At 67.3% G+C, this 15126-nt stretch carries 12 protein-coding genes; 2 read left to right on the top strand and 10 right to left on the bottom strand.

Annotated features, from left to right (window positions below):
* Positions 1 to 5 precede the first annotated feature (5 nt).
* The 9 genes from GBA63_RS13015 to GBA63_RS13055 form a co-directional block, all read right to left on the bottom strand.
* Entirely contained in the window at positions 6 to 968 is a 963-nt protein-coding gene (locus tag GBA63_RS13015; protein ID WP_228282560.1) for a gluconeogenesis factor YvcK family protein, read from the bottom strand.
* 32 nt (positions 969 to 1000) lie between these two features.
* Positions 1001 to 1960, bottom strand: coding sequence for a glutathione S-transferase family protein (locus GBA63_RS13020; RefSeq protein WP_166176697.1), 960 nt, complete (start codon positions 1958 to 1960; stop codon positions 1001 to 1003).
* A 183-nt stretch (positions 1961 to 2143) separates the two neighbouring features.
* A complete protein-coding gene (gene rapZ, locus GBA63_RS13025; RefSeq protein WP_166176699.1) occupies positions 2144 to 3052 on the bottom strand; it encodes an RNase adapter RapZ in 909 nt (302 codons plus the stop codon).
* 330 nt (positions 3053 to 3382) lie between these two features.
* Positions 3383 to 5221 carry an excinuclease ABC subunit UvrC gene (gene uvrC, locus GBA63_RS13030; protein ID WP_166176701.1) on the bottom strand — a complete coding sequence of 613 codons (1839 nt, stop codon included), beginning with the start codon at positions 5219 to 5221 and terminating at the stop codon, positions 3383 to 3385.
* A gap of 39 nt (positions 5222 to 5260) precedes the next feature.
* Positions 5261 to 6004 (bottom strand): hypothetical protein, encoded by a 744-nt coding sequence (locus tag GBA63_RS13035; protein ID WP_166176703.1) that lies wholly within the window; start codon positions 6002 to 6004, stop codon positions 5261 to 5263.
* Complete coding sequence (locus GBA63_RS13040) at positions 5994 to 7490, bottom strand: alkaline phosphatase family protein (protein WP_166176705.1); 1497 nt, start codon at positions 7488 to 7490, stop codon at positions 5994 to 5996. The genes GBA63_RS13035 and GBA63_RS13040 overlap by 11 nt, the downstream gene beginning before the upstream one ends.
* Positions 7491 to 7538: 48 nt before the next feature.
* On the bottom strand, positions 7539 to 8282 hold the full coding sequence (locus GBA63_RS13045; RefSeq protein WP_166176707.1) for a ZIP family metal transporter: 744 nt from the start codon (positions 8280 to 8282) through the stop codon (positions 7539 to 7541).
* Between the two features lie 29 nt (positions 8283 to 8311).
* Positions 8312 to 9826: an amino acid permease gene (locus tag GBA63_RS13050; protein ID WP_228282120.1), complete on the bottom strand. Its 1515-nt coding sequence runs from the start codon at positions 9824 to 9826 to the stop codon at positions 8312 to 8314.
* An 80-nt stretch (positions 9827 to 9906) separates the two neighbouring features.
* Positions 9907 to 10725 carry a hypothetical protein gene (locus GBA63_RS13055; protein ID WP_166176709.1) on the bottom strand — a complete coding sequence of 273 codons (819 nt, stop codon included), beginning with the start codon at positions 10723 to 10725 and terminating at the stop codon, positions 9907 to 9909.
* A gap of 143 nt (positions 10726 to 10868) precedes the next feature.
* Here GBA63_RS13055 and GBA63_RS13060 point away from each other — a divergent pair, with 143 nt between their 5' ends.
* A complete protein-coding gene (locus GBA63_RS13060; protein ID WP_166176711.1) occupies positions 10869 to 11318 on the top strand; it encodes a hypothetical protein in 450 nt (149 codons plus the stop codon).
* Positions 11319 to 11489: 171 nt separating this feature from the next.
* Here the strand turns inward: GBA63_RS13060 and uvrA are convergent, their stop codons facing one another.
* Positions 11490 to 14342 carry an excinuclease ABC subunit UvrA gene (gene uvrA, locus GBA63_RS13065; protein WP_166180163.1) on the bottom strand — a complete coding sequence of 951 codons (2853 nt, stop codon included), beginning with the start codon at positions 14340 to 14342 and terminating at the stop codon, positions 11490 to 11492.
* Between the two features lie 398 nt (positions 14343 to 14740).
* On the opposite strand from uvrA, the gene GBA63_RS13070 reads away from it, so the two are divergent.
* On the top strand, positions 14741 to 15061 hold the full coding sequence (locus tag GBA63_RS13070) for a hypothetical protein (protein WP_207956769.1): 321 nt from the start codon (positions 14741 to 14743) through the stop codon (positions 15059 to 15061).
* Positions 15062 to 15126: the final 65 nt, after the last annotated feature.

Raw genomic sequence — 15126 nt, forward strand, 5'->3', positions numbered from 1 at the left:
GCACCTCAGAGGCGAACGAGGGCAGCCTTGCACACCTCCCTCGCGAGCCGGCCCGGGTCGTGGCGAAGCCCGGCCTCATCGTCGCTGGAGAGCACGTCCGTCTCCCGCACCCCGAGGCCCATCCCGCGCAGGACCTCGCCGTCCACCTCTACCCGGGCCGCCGCCTCGGCCTCGTAACGGGCGAGGACGCCGGGGGACAACGGCCCGGCGTGGACCAGCACGTCGGTCACGACGGGCCCGAGGTGGTCCGAGATCGCCCTTACGTGGTCGGAGACCGCGAACCCGTCGGTCTCGCCGGGCTGGGTCATGACGTTCGAGACGTAGACGACGGGCCCGCCGAAGCGCGCGAGCGCCTCGCGGACGCCGCAGCCCAGGAGCGCCGGGATCGTGCTCGTAAACAGGCTGCCGGGGCCGAGCACGATCACGTCCGCCCCCTCGATCGACTCGATCACGCCGGGCGGCGCGGGAACCCCTTCGGGCTCGACGGAGACGCGCGCGACTGTCTTGCCCACCCCATGCACCACCGACTCACCACGGGTTACCGTGCCGTCCGCGTGCCGGACGACGAGCGTCAGGCTCTCCTCCGCCGCCGGAAAGACGCGGCCTTTGATCCTCAAAAACCGGGCCGCCTGCTCCACGCCCTCGCAGAAGCCGCCGGCCATGTCCGAGAGCGCGGCGATGATGATATTCCCGACGCTGTGGTCGTTTAGATCACCCGGCGCCTCGAAGCGGTAGTTGAAGACCTCGGCGAGCCTCTTGCGGCCGGCCAGCGCCACCAGGCAGTTCCTGACGTCCCCCGGCGGCGCCACCCCGAGCTCCTGGCGAAGCCTCCCGCTGGACCCGCCATCGTCGGCGACCGTCACGACCGCCGTCAGGTCCTTCACACGGTCGCGAAGACCGCGCAGGAGGACCGGCAACCCGGTCCCCCCGCCGAACGCCACGACCCTGAGATCCTCGACCCTGTCCATCACCGGCCAGTATACCCGCTGCCCCGTGGCCCTTAGCCGGAGGACCTTTCCCGGCCGTGCGGCCCCGAGAAGTCGAGGACCGGCCCCCTGGGCACTATGCGCGTCGGGTTGACGGACTCGTGGCTACGGTAGTAGTGCCTCTTTATGTGATCCATGTTGATCGTCTCGGCGACGCCGGGATACTGGTAGAGATCCCTCAGGTATCCCCAGAGGTTCGGGTAGTCGACGACGCGCCTGAGGTTGCACTTGAAATGGCCGTGGTAGACGGCGTCGAAGCGCACGAGCGTCGGGAAGAGGCACCAGTCCGCCTCCGTGACGCGGTCGCCGCACAGGTAGCGGCGCGTGGAGAGGACGTCCTCCCAGTGGTCCAGGGCGTCGAAGAGCTCCGTAACGGCCTCCTCGTAGGCCTCCTGGGTGGTGGCGAACCCGGAGCGGTAGACGCCGTTGTTGATCGGCTCGTAAATGGCGTCTATGGTCGCGTCGATCTCACCCCGCAGGTCCTCCGGGTAAAAGTCCGGGCCCGGGGCGATGCCGCCGAACTCCGTGTCCATCATGCGGATGATCTCACGGGACTCGTTGTTGACTATCGTCCCCTGTTCTTTGTCCCAGAGCACGGGCGTCGTTACCCGCCCCGTGTACCCCGGGTCGGCCTTCGCGTAGACCTCGCGCAAAAAATGCGCGCCGTTGACCGCATCCGGTATGACTCCAGGTTCGTCGTAGAAAGCCCAGCCGTCGTCGCCCATGAACGAGCCGACCGCTGAGAGGCCGATGGCGTCCTCCAGGCCCTTCAGCCTGCGCAGGATCGCGGTCCTGTGCGCCCACGGGCAGGCCCACGCGACGTACAGATGGTAGCGGCCCGCCTCCGCGGGGAAGTCCGTGCTGCCGTCGGGGGAGATCCAACCCCGAAAACTCGTCGTGGACCGCCTGAAGCGTCCGTTCTCCCTCGGAATATCCGCCTCGGTCTTCCAGGTTCCATCGACCATCATGCCCATAGGCCTCCCTTCGGTCGGCCGCGGTCAGCTATCAGCTTTCAGCGGTCAGCTTTTTGGCTCACGGCGCTTCTTGCTCTCGACAACCGAGTGTATCTGGTTCCAGGAGAGGACATGGTGCCGTAGTAATCCCACGATCGGGCTTACACAATTCTTGGCTGAAAGCTGATAGCTGACCGCTAAAAGCTATCTCTCCACGTCCCTGTGCCGGACGAAGAGGTCCACGCCTATGTCCCGGACGCGGAGGCGTTTGGCGAGCTCCTCTACGATGGCCACGGAGCGGTGGCGGCCACCCGTGCAGCCGATGCCCAGCGTGAAGTAGGTCTTGCCTTCGGCGTCGTAGCGGGGGACGAGGAAGGAGAGGAGGTCGGACGCTTTCTGGAGGAACTCCTGGCAGTCCGCGAGGCCTAGGACGGCGTCGCGGACGGGGGGGTCGTGGCCCGTGAGGGGTCGGAGGTTCGGGTCGTAGTGGGGGTTTGGGAGAAAGCGGACGTCGAGGAGGGTGTCCACGTCCATCGGGGTTCCGTGCTTGAAGCCGAAGGAGATCAGGGAGACCGTCAGCCTGCTGGAGAAGGATTCGGCGAGTTTCTTGAACCTGAGGCGGGCGTCGAGCGCCGAGTAGCCCGAGGTGTCGACTATGAGGTCGGCCATCTCCCGCAGCGTCGAGAGGTCCCGCCGCTCCCGGCGGATCGCCTCCAGCACGTCCCCGTTTTTGGCGGCCGGGTGCGGCCTGCGACTCTCCTTGTAGCGCCTGACGAGGCTAGGGTCGTCCGACTCGATGAACAGGATGCGGTGGTCCCACCCTTTCTCCCGCTCGACGGCCTCCAGGCTCCGCTCCAACTCCTCGCCGAAATACCGGCGTCCCCTCATGTCCATCACCGCCACCACGCCGTCGGGGCCGCCAACGCCCTCGCCTGTTGCCTCCATCACCGCCGGCACCATGCGCGGCGGGAGGTTGTCCACGCAGAAGTACCCGGCGTCCTCGAAAGCTTGCAAAGCATTAGACTTTCCGGCCCCCGAGAGCCCGGTAATGATGACGATCCGGCGCCTGCCCGCGGCCCGTGTCCCCTCGACCGTCGGCGCCCCGTCAGTCACGCCGCCCCGATCCGCCTGTCCTGATACGCGCAAACCATCTAAGGGACGCAGCCTAGCACCACCGGCGCAGGCTTACAACGAGTCAGCCCGCTACGCCCTTGCGGGCTCCGCTTGTCAGCCCGGCGCTTCGCGCCTCGTCAGCGCGCTCCGGCTTCGCCTCCGCTTGTCAGCCTGTCAGCCGGTCGTTTGTGTGCGACGCGCCTTCCGGCACTCGAACCGCCGCTTTATACGCAGCCCTGTTGGGCTACGGGCGGAAAGAAGCTGACAGGCTGAGAGGGAGGCCCGCAAGGGCGTAGCGGGCTGAAAGCGGAAGCCGGAGGCTGGAGCGCGCTACCTATGCACCTTCGCGTGGACTTCACGGGCGACGCGGCCCGGGAGGCCGGGAACGGCTTCGAGGTCCTTTAGGGAGGCTTTCAGGAAGGCGTCGGGGGTGCCGAAGTGGTCGAGTATCTGCTTGCGGCGGGCTGGGCCTATGCCGGGAAGGTCGTCGAGGACGGACTGGGTCATGGACCGGCTCCGGACCTTTCGGTGGTAGGTGTTGGCGAAGCGGTGGGCCTCGTCTCGGACCCGCTGGAGCAGGTGTAGTTCGGGGGAGTTGCGTTTGAGCAGGACGGGCTCGGGACGGCCGGGCTCGAAGACCTCTTCGTCCCTCTTGGCGAGGGAGCGGAGGGGGATGTCCGGGAGGTCTTCGGCGACACCCATCTCGGCGAAGACCGGGACGACGGCCGAGAGCTGACCCTTGCCGCCGTCCAGCAGGATCAGGTCGGGCGCCGGCTGGAATTTCTCGTCCCCCTCTTTCAATCGCTCCAGGCGGCGCTTAATGACCTCGGACATGCTGGCGAAGTCGTCCGCGCCCTCGACGGTCTTGATCTTGAACCGGCGGTACTGGTCCTTGGCCGGACGCCCTCCCTGGAAGACGACCATCGAGGCGACGGAGTTGGTGCCCATGGTGTTGGAGATGTCGTAGCACTCGATGCGCATGGGGAGCGCAGGGAGCGCGAGCTCCTCGCGCAGAGCGTCGAGCGTCGAGGCTACCTGGTTGCGCCTCGCCTCATCCAGCATCTTCTCGTGGGCGAGGCCCAACTCCGCGTTGCGGACGGCGTTCTCGAGCACGCGGCGCTTGTCCCCCCGTTGCGGCCGGTGGACGTTCACCCTCGTGCCGCGCACCTGCGAGAGGTGCTCTCGCAAGGGCGCCAGGGTCTCTTCCGGCTCTTCGGATTGGATCAGCACCTCACGGGGCACGGCGGCGTTGTCGTAGTACTGGGGGACGAACTTGAGCGCGACGCTCTCGGCGCCCTCCTCGCCGTAGTTGTCGAGCAAAAACGAGTCGCGGTTGACGACCTGGCCGCCGCGCACGGCGAAGACCTGAACGCAGGCAGACCCGTTCTCGGCGTAGGCCCCGACGGCGTCGAAGGAGTCCTCTGAGGTTATGGTCGCCTGCTGGCGGTCGCGGACGTGGTTCAGGGCGGCGAGCTCGTCGCGCAGCGAAGCTGCCCGTTCGAAGTCCATCTCGCGGGCCGCGTTCTTCATGGCCTCCTGGCGGGTCCGGATCAGGCCGTCCACCCGCCCTTCGAGGAAGGAGACGACGTCGGCGATGATCCCGTCGTACTCCTCCTTGGTCACAGCCCCGACGCAGGGCGCCGCCGACCTGCCGATGTGGTAGTTCAAACAGGGCACCCCGCTCCTGCGGCCCGGCTCGGGGCCCCGGCACTTGCGAAACGGGAAGGTCTTGTTCAGCACGTCCAGCGTGGCGTGGACGGACCCCGCGCTCGGGAACGGCCCGAAATAGCGGTGCCGCGGGTCGTGCGCGGAGCGCGTGGCGAAGACGCGCGGGTACTCGTCGCCCGTGGTCACGACGACGTAGGGGTAGCTCTTGTCGTCTTTGAGGGAGGCGTTGAAGCGCGGCCTGTGGCGCTTTATGAGGTTCGCTTCGAGCACGAGCGCCTCGGTCTCGGTGCGGGTCGCTATGAAGTCTATCTGCGAGACCCGCTCCCGGAGCTCCGCTATCTTGGGCCGCCCGTCCCCGCCCTTCGTGAAGTAGTTCGCAACGCGGGAGCGGATGTTCTTCGCCTTGCCGACGTAGATGACCCTGTCGGCGGCGTCCTTGAAGATGTAGACGCCGGGCGAGGTTGGGAGGTGGGATCTGTCCGGGTAACCGTTACGAGACATCGCCCGAATTATACCGCGCCGCGGTATCCGGGCCCCGGCCTAGCGGGGCTTGCGGCGGGGTTCGCGGGGGCGGATCGTGGCCCCCGGCGGGATCATGTCGTCTCCCCCGGCCCTGGCGTATCCCCCCGCGCCGCCGACCCACCCGGCAAGTGCCCCGGAGACGGCGGAGATCAGGGCGGCGACGATGCCGACCGGGTCCGGGTCGGAGAGGACAAGGCCGAGGCCCGCGACCACCGCGAGGCCGGCCCCTACCAGGCCAAGACGGCGCCGCCCGGCGTCGTCCGCCTTCCTCGAGTAGAGGGCGTAGACGACGAGGGCGGTGGCGGCGATGGTCAGGGGCGGGAAGAGGTAGAAGGCGACGCCGCCGATGTCGGCGAAGGTCTCGGTCCTGAAGGCCTGGTCCCGCTCCCCGAAGCCGAGGGCCGCGGAGAGCCAGACGATGGAGAACAGGCCTGACCACCCTATAAGCGCCCCCACGCCCGCCCCGACCCTTCCGGCGATGCGCCGCGGCGCGCGGTAAGTCCTCGCCCCGAGGACCGCCGCGAAGACCATCCCGGGCACGAGCACCACGGTACCCAGGTACGCGAGCGTGGGCGGGACGTAGTTGTAGACGGCGTCCGCCCCGAAGTACCGGAACGGCAGCGCGATGAAGAAGTTGGCCGCCAAAAACGTCAGCATCCCCATGTACAACCACGTCACGCACCCGAAAGCCCGCCGGGTGCGCGGCCGGAGGCCGCCCTGCTCCCCTTGCTCCACCCGTCGGCCGTTCTGCCTAGAGGACACGTTCCTCCGCGGGCCGGCCGGCCCCGAAGTGAGAAAGCAGCATCGGGGCGACGTCCGTGATCCTGCGAGGCGCGGCCTCTCCTACGGTAAACCCCGCGGCCAGCACGAAAACGTTCGAGTCTTCCGCGTGCAGCGAGCCGTGGTCGCTCGCCTTGTGGTACCCCCCCGAGACCTCCCCAAAGGTGTACCCGGGCGTCGCCGAGAGAACGACGTCGCCGCACCGGGGCGTGTGCAAGCACCCCCACAACCGCTCCAGCGCGTCCGGGTAATCCCCGTACTCGAACATCCCGCCCGCGAGGTCGAGGTCGAGCGCGCGCGGGTCGCCTTCGAGCTCCCACGAACGGCCGAAGGGGTCGCGCGGGCCGTCCCCGGGGCGGAACCGGAGCCCGCCCGTGCTGGAGAGCGCGTTCGCCCAGCCGCCGCCCGACCAGGCGGCGAGGTCCACGCCGCGGCGGCCGACGAGGCTCTCCGCCACGCCCTCCCGCGCGATGCCGTCTGCCAGGTAGAGGAGCGCGGAGCGTCCGTTCGGCACGACCACGGCGTCGTCGTTCCGGCCGAACCGGGCCTTGATGCCGGAGGAGACCTTCAGATCGGGGATGCGGCGCAGATCGACGTGGCGGCGGCCGGGCAAGAGCGGGGCGTGGCCGTGGTCCGAGAGGGCGAGCACGGCGTAGTCCTCCAGCAGCCCGTCCACGCCGCCCGCGGCGGCGAAGATCCTGCCGGCGTACCCGTCGGCCGTCCGGAGCCACTCCCGCTGCGCTTCCAGGCCGTGGTGGTGGGCTATGGAGTCGCCCTTGAAGAAGTACACGAGGTTGAAAGGCGCGGACCGTTCTCTTACGAGCATGGCCCCGATCCTTGCCGCGTACTCGTCGTTGATGCCGGCCGACCTGAAGACGCCGCCGCTAGCCTTGCGCCCGTTGAAGCCCGTCTCCTGGCTGTAGAACAGATCGCCCATGAAGTACTGTTTCGGCCCCTCCACGGAAGGCCCCAGGTAGCGGCTGCCTTTCAGGTAACCTCCTACGGTCTTCAGCCGTACCGGGTGGGTGTGCGGCCCGCGCCTGACGGGGAAATTGACGCACGCCCCGTCGAAGCCCCTGTCGTGCAGGGTCTCGAAGAGCGTCGCCGCGTGCAGGTCGTCGCGGTTCATCCGCCAGACGTTGTTGTGGAAGACCTTTATGGGTCCGGTCGCCATCACCGTCTCCGTCATGGCGCCGTAGATGACGACCCGACGCTCGCGCTCGTCGTACCAGGCGTGCCCGACTATGCCGCTTTTCGCCGGGGCTTCCCCCGTCGCTATGGCCGCGGTCGCGGCGGGCGTGATGCTCGGGAAGACCGAGACCGCGTCCCAGACAGCCTCGCCCCTATCCGCGAGCGCGCCGAGGTTCGGGGTCTCGCCCGCCTCCATAGCGGAGCGCAGAACGTCCGGCCTGATGCCGTCGAGGACCAGGAGCAGAACGGGTTTGCGGGTGTCGGTCGGGGTCGTCAAGGCCCGCCTATTCTATCCCTTCGGCGACCGAAAAACGTGAAGCTGACGTTACCGGATCAGGACCTGGAACGCGACCATGGCGATGATGGAAAGAGTGGTTACCACGGCGACGAGGTTGTGGGAGGTCTCCTCAAGGGCGTCGGGCATCAGCTCGGAGAAGACCATCCAGATCATGGCCCCGGCCGCGAAACCTAACCCGTACGGCAACAGCGGCTTGAACGTCGCCACAAAGAGGAAGGCCGGCACCGCCATGATCGGCTGCGGCAGGCTCGAAAAGATGCTCCACAAACCCGCCTTGATGGGTCCGACCCCGCGCGGCACCAGGACGAGGCTTATCGCGAGCCCCTCCGGGATGTTGTGGACGGCGATGGCGACGGTGATGAACAGCCCGAGCGCCTCGCCCCCGCCGAAGGAGACGCCCACGCCGACGCCCTCGGTGAACGAGTGGGCGGTCATGACGCCCACGATGAGGAGCGCCTTGCGCGCGTCGAAGGCGCCCATCTCCGAGAAGGCGACGGCCCCGCCGTGGTCCTCGATCAGGTGGTGGGCCAGAACTATCGCCGCGAGCCCGAGCAGGGCGCCCGCGACCGTCTGGAGGACGCCGTACCTGACGCCCTCGTACACGAGCCCGAAGCTCGCGGCGAGCATCAACCCGGAGGCGATAGAGTTGGAGACCCCGAGCCACCGTCGGGTCATGCTCTTCACGAACAGGAACGGTATAGCCCCAAGCCCCGTCGCCACCGCGGTTATGGTGGCGAAGAGCAGGACCTGTAGAACGCCGGTCGACCCCATGCCCCTAGTCTACAGGGCAGGGCGCCGAATCAGTCCTCCGAGGACCCCTCCCTGCCGAGCCGGCTGTGGCCGCGACTGTAGGCGAAGTAGATCACGACGCCGAGGGCCATCCAGGCGAGGAACCGTATCCAGGTTCCGATGGTCAAGAACCCCATGACGAAGAGGCAGAGCGAGGCCGCCGCTATCGGGACCGCGGGGACCAGGGGCGTCCTGAAAGCCCGCGGAAGATCGGGCCGGGTGCGCCTCAAGACCAGCACGCCTATCGAGACGAGCACGAAGGCCGAGAGCGTCCCGATGTTGACCAGTTCCCCGAGCGTGGTGAGCGGCAGGAAGAACGCCAGGACCGAGGCGACGATGCCGGTGATGATCGTGATCCTGTACGGCGTGCGGAAGCTCGGGTGCACCCGGGCCAGGCCCCGCGGCAACAAATTGTCCCGGCTCATGGCGAACGCGACCCGGCTCTGGCCGAGCATCAGGATCATGACGACAACGGTGAGCCCGACGAGTATCGCCGCGGAGACGACCAGCTGCGCGGCCGGGAAGGGCGTGTTCTCCAAAGCCGTCGCCGCCGGGGCGGCGGTTGCGAGCTCCTTGTAGGGCCTGAGCCCGGTAAAGACCACGGAGGCCAGGATATACAGGACCGTGCAGATCCCGAGCGACGCGAAGATCCCGATGGGTATGTCCCTCTGCGGGTTGCGCGCCTCCTCCGAGGTGGTTGCCACGATGTCGAAACCGATGTAGGCGAAAAACACGAGCGCGGCCCCGGTAAAGATGCCCGTGATCCCGTAGATGGTGTCTATTCCGAGGATGCTCGGCAGCAGGTAGGCGTCGAGCGCGGTGCCGTAAGCCTCTTCGCCCGGCGCCGGCGCCGGGATAAAGGGCGTGAGGTTCGCCGCGTCTATGAACCACACGCCGAAGCCAATGATAAAGAGCGTAACCAGGACCTTGATCGCCGTGATCACCTGGTTGAACTGCGAGCTCAGCTTGATCCCGATTACCAGAATAACCGTCATGCCCAGGATCACGAGCACCGCCAGCCAGTCGTGCGAGATGGCGCTGTCCGGCTCCGCCGCGTATAACCCCGGCGGCACGGTTATCCCGAGACCCTTGAAGACGCTCACGAAGTAGCCGGACCAGCCCTTGGCGACGGTGGCGGCCCCGAGGGTGAACTCCAGTATGAGGTCCCAGCCGATCAACCACGCCACGAACTCGCCCAGGGCCGCGTACGAGAACGTGTACGCGCTACCCGCGACCGGCACGGTGCTCGCGAACTCCGCGTAGCAGAGCGCCGCAAGCGCGCAGGCGAGCCCCGCGACGACGTAGGAGAGCGCGATGGCCGGTCCGGCGTACCCGGCCGCGGCCTCGCCGGTCAGGACGAAGAGCCCGGTTCCGATGATGACGCCTATGCCGAAGACCGTCAGGTCGAGGGGTCCCAGGGACTTGCTAAGCCTGAACTCGGGCTCTTCCGTGTCCCTGATAGATTGCTCGATGGACTTGGTGCGCATGATCCCCACGGCGGCCTCCCTCCAGCTTTCACCCGTCACCCGCGTCTTCGCGTTGCGCGCATTCTAAAGGGTTGAGGCGGCGTACGCTGCCGCCCGTGGCGGACGCGGCGGCCCCGGCCTTACTGGGCCGCGGGAGAGGCGCTGGCGTCGGGGTTGTTCTTGCCCCCGGCCGCGGGCGAAGCGCTCGCGGGAGGTTCTTCGGGGGCGGGTTCCTCGGCGGCCGGAGACGCGCTGGATGGGGCCTCCTCCGCGGCGGGCGAGGCGCTGGAGCCGCCCGCGGGGTCTTCGCCGCCCGGCACGGCCGGGATGTCCTGCACGCGGTCGATGACCCCTCCTCCGCCGCCGCCGCCAAGGTCCACGTCCCCACCGGAGAGCGTGGAGCCCGCGCCGGAGTCGTCGAACCCGGCCACGTGGATGCCGGGCGCGGCGCCGTAGGGGCACTCGGCCCAGAGCCCGCACGAGAGGCTGTTGCCAATGACTTTCTCTACGCCCCAGATGGCGACCAGGCAGATGACCAGCGCCACGGCGGCGGCGGCGAGGGCTTTTATGAGGATCGGGCGCCTCGCAGGCGTCGGCAGCCCGCGGAACCACTCCACGGCGGCCCTCATGCGGCCCGCGAAGTTGTTGCGCAGGTCGGGGCGTCCCGGGGGGTTGGCCGCCTCCGCCGTGACCGCTTGTTCGGCCGGAGCGGCAGCCGCGCCCGCTTCCCGGCGCTCGCGGAGCCTCGTCGCGCCGCCGCGCACGCGGCCCGCGGCGTTCTCGATGTACGCCTTGAGAACGGCCGAGCCGCCGGTGATGATCATGGCCGTGACGGCCGCGCCGAGAAGCGTGCCCGCCACGCCGAAGCGGGACGTCACGAAAGCCGCCCCGGTGGCGGCGAGCCCGGCGGCCATGACCTGATGGGTATCTATGCCTGGGTTTGCGTTCCTGGTGCTCACGGGCCTTGAATCTATCAGCCGGCCAAAGCGGTTTCAAAGACGATTTTCGGTGTGTATTCGCTCCCCGGCCGCCGCCACCCGTAGCGGCGGGGACCCACCCGCGGTTAGAATCCTCCCTATTCTGCGACAAAGAAAGGGGGAGAATGTCCTCCACGAATAACGGAAAATTCTCCGAGCTGTTCGGGGTCATAGAAGACTATGCCCAGAGGGAGTACCACTACCAGGACAAGGCGCTCCAGGTCATAGCCGGGTCATACGTCTTCATGTTCGAGAGCGAGGACATGCCGGACGCCAGGCCCGTGCTCGACAACATCCTCGAACAGTACGACTACGTCTTCACGACCATCGAGCGCGGCAACCTGGATCCCCTCATCGTGGACGCCATCGTAAAGGTGGCCCTCTACCGCGAGGAGCACATGGAATGGGGCATCAACCGCCTCGGCAGGATCCTCGAAGCCCTCTTCCGTCGCTCCCGCACCGACGAGACCTACGAGGACTACGTGACGGACACCAACCTCGTCATCCGGGGCCTCGAAAGGATGGTAACGGGCTCGGTTCTGGAAGAGTTCGTGGAGGCGAGCAACGGGGGATAGAGCTTTCGGCTGTCAGCCCTCGGCTATCAGCTTTTTGGTCCTGTTGATTGGCCTTTCTCGCCGGGTCTGCGGGCCGTTCTCCCGCAACGCAGCCCGTAGCCTGGCCGCGTTGCCACACAAAACGGTCGGCCACCCGCCAAGAAGCTGAGGGCTGAAAGCTGGAGGCTGATACTAAGACGCCGCCATCACTTCCGGCATGAGGTCGCGGAGGAAGCGGCCCGTGTGCGAGGCTTCGGCGTGCGCTATCTCCTCGGGGGTGCCCGTGGCGACTATCTCGCCGCCCCCGTCGCCGCCCTCGGGGCCGAGGTCTATCACGTGGTCGGCGGAGCGGATCACGTCGAGGTTGTGCTCGATGACGATGACGGTGTTGCCGGCGTCGACGAGCCTGTGCAGTATGTGCAGCAGCTTCTCCACGTCCGCGAAGTGCAGGCCCGTCGTCGGCTCGTCGAGGATGTAGACGGTCTTTCCGGTCGCCCTCTTCCCGAGCTCACTGGCGAGCTTGACCCTCTGCGCCTCACCGCCCGAGAGCGTCGTCGCGGGCTGGCCGAGCCGGACGTAGCCGAGGCCCACGTCCCTCAAGGTCTCCATGCGGCGGGCGATGGCCGGAACCGGCGCGAAGAAGCCGCAGGCCTCTTCGACGGTCATGTCCAGAACGTCCGAGATGGACTTGCCCTTGTAGGTGGCGCGGAGGGTCTCGGTGTTGTAGCGGCGGCCCTTGCAGACCTCGCAAGGGACGTAGACGTCCGGGAGGAAGTGCATCTCTATCCGGATCTGGCCGTCCCCCTTGCACGCCTCGCACCGCCCGCCCTTCACGTTGAAGGAGAAGCGCCCCGGCTTGTAGCCCCGGATCTTGGCCTCCGCCGTCGAGGCGAAGAGCTGGCGGATGTGGTCGAAGACCTTGGTGTAGGTGGCCGGGTTGGAGCGCGGGGTCCTTCCTATCGGGCTCTGGTCTATGTCTATGACCTTGTCGACGTTCTCGATCCCCTTGAGGCCGGCGTGCCTCCCCGGGCGGTGCTTGCCGCGGCTCACGGCGTTGGCGAGCGCCTTGTACAGGATCTCGTTGACGAGCGTGCTCTTCCCGGAACCCGAGACCCCCGTTATGCACGTCAACACCGACAGCGGAAACTCCACGTCGACGCTTTTCAGGTTGTGCTCGGTCGCGCCGATCAGGCCTATCGTCCCGGTCGGCTCGCGCCGCTCCTCGGGGGGCTCTATGCGCCGGCGGCCGGAGAGGAAGTCGCCCGTTATCGAGCGCTCCTCCGCTTCGACGTCCCCGACGGAGCCGGTGGCGATGATCTCGCCGCCGTGGACCCCGGCACCCGGGCCGACGTCCACGACGTAATCGGCGGCCCGGATCGTGTCCTCGTCGTGCTCGACGACTATGAGCGTGTTGCCAAGGTCCCTGAGCTTCTCGAGCGTGGTCAGGAGCCTGCGGTTGTCCCGCTGGTGCAGCCCGATCGAAGGCTCGTCTAGCACGTAGAGCACGCCGACGAGCCCGCTGCCTACCTGAGAGGCCAGCCTGATCCTCTGCGCCTCCCCACCCGAAAGCGTCCCAGCCGAGCGGGCGAGGGTCAGGTAGCCCAAGCCCACGTCGACCAGGAAGCCGAGCCTCTCCCGGATCTCCTTGACGACCCGCTCCCCGATCAGCCACTCCCTGGTCGTGAAATCGACCTCCTGGAAGAAGTCCTGCGCTTTCCAGACGGAGAGCTCGGTGAACTCGGAGATGCTCTTCTCCCCCACCGTGACGGCGAGCGCCTCCGGACGGAGCCTCGCGCCCTTGCACTTGGGGCAGGGGACGTGGCTCATGAACTCCTCGATCTTCTCCCGCCGATACTCGGAGTCCGTCTCGACGTATCGCCGCTGCAGGTTGCTCACGACGCCGTCGAACTGGGTCATGTACTGGCGCCTGCGGTTGTAGCGGTTCCTGTAGGAGACGTAGATGCGCTCCCCGTCCGTCCCGTAAAGGATGAGGTTCTTGTGCTCCTCCGGGAGGTCCCGCCACGCCACGTCCAGATCTATGTCGTACTTCTCGGAGAGCGCCCCGAGCACGCTCCTGTGGTACTCCGTCTGCGAGTTGGCCCACGGCACGACCGCGCCCTCGTTGACGCTCAGATCCTCGTTCGGCACCACGAGCGCCGGGTCTATCTCAAGCCTGCTCCCGAGCCCGTCGCACCTGTCGCAGGCCCCGTGCGGGCTGTTGAACGAGAACGTCCGCGGCTGTATCTCCGCTATGGACGCCCCGCAGTTCGTGCAGGTGAACGACTCCGAGAAGAGCATCGACTCGCCGGCCCCGCCGCCGTCCTTCTCGACCGTCTCTATCTGGACCAGTCCGTCGGCCAGTTTCAGCGCGGTCTCGATCGAGTCGGTCAGGCGGCGCTCCATGCCGTCCCGGATCACGAGCCGGTCGACCACCACCTCGATGTCGTGCTTGTAGTTCTTGTCGAGCCCGAGGTCAACCGGCAACTCGTGGGTCTCCCCGTCGACGCGGACCCTCGCGAAGCCCTGCTCGGCGAAGTCCTTGAACATCTTGGAATGCTCGCCCTTGCGCCCGCGCACGACGGGCGCGAGCACCATAAAGCGCGTCTTCTCCGGCAACGTCAGCACCTTCTCGACCATCTGCTGCGGGGTCGACGAGGCGACCGGGTAGCCGCAGACGTGGCAGTGCGGGCGTCCGGCGCGGGCGTAGAGGAGGCGCAGGTAGTCGTAGATCTCGGTGACCGTAGCAACCGTCGAACGCGGGTTGTTGGAGGTAGTCTTCTGGTCGATGGAAACGGCCGGCGACAGCCCGTCTATGTGGTCGACGTCCGGCTTGTCCATCTGCCCGAGGAACTGGCGGGCGTAGGCCGAGAGGCTCTCGACGTAGCGGCGCTGCCCCTCGGCGTAGATGGTGTCGAAGGCAAGCGACGACTTGCCGCTCCCGGAGAGGCCCGTGACGACGACCATCACGTCGCGGGGCAGGGAGACGGTAACGTCCTTCAGGTTATGCTCGCGCGCTCCCCGCACGACGATCTGATTATCGGCGATGGGCCATCACCCCTTCTCTAAAGAACGCTACCGGCAAGTATACGGCCCCCTCTAGGGAGGCCAAAGAACCAGATTACTCTCCGCGAAATTTTAGCACCAGAAAGCTCGCCAGCTAGTCAGCATTTCAGCCTGTCAGCTTCCTGGTCTCGCTGACCGACAGGTCTCGACTACGCCACCAGGCGCCGTCAACAACCACAGAAGCTGACGAGCTGAAAGCGAGGGCCGCAAGGCCCTATGCGTGCCGAGAGCGGAGGCGAAGCCGCAGCGCGCTGACAAGCGTAGCCCGGAGGGCGAAGCGAGCGCGACGACCGAAGGGAGGAGCCCGCCGTTTGCCAAAGTTCCTCGCGGGCTTCACAATGATACGGGCCGGTTACAGCGTGTTGCGAACGGAGACGGCCGTGATCCTTAAAGACTTCTCCCGGGTGCTCTTGGAAGAATTGGACGCCGACTGCCCGCTGCCCGGCGACCCCTCCCGCCCCGTCGCCGGCCTCGCCGTGGACGAACCTCTGAAGGGTTGGATCGGCAGGGACGAGGCGGTCTTCACGGCGAGGGAGGCCCTGGACGAGGACTTTTTGGAGAACGTCGCCTCCTTCGGTTCCCCCGTCGTGGTCTGGCGCTCGGACGCCGCGGTCGCGTCCGCCGCAACGGAGAAGATGTCGGCCCTCGGCCTCGCGCTTCTCGTGCTCCCCCCGACGTGCCGCTGCGGCGGTTGCAGGTGACGCTCTCGGGGGCAACGACCTGCTCCTGCTCTCCCACAGCGCGGGGAGGACGCTGCTCGAGGGCG

It is taken from the genome of Rubrobacter tropicus (assembly GCF_011492945.1).
GTDB classification, from domain to species: domain Bacteria; phylum Actinomycetota; class Rubrobacteria; order Rubrobacterales; family Rubrobacteraceae; genus Rubrobacter_D; species Rubrobacter_D tropicus.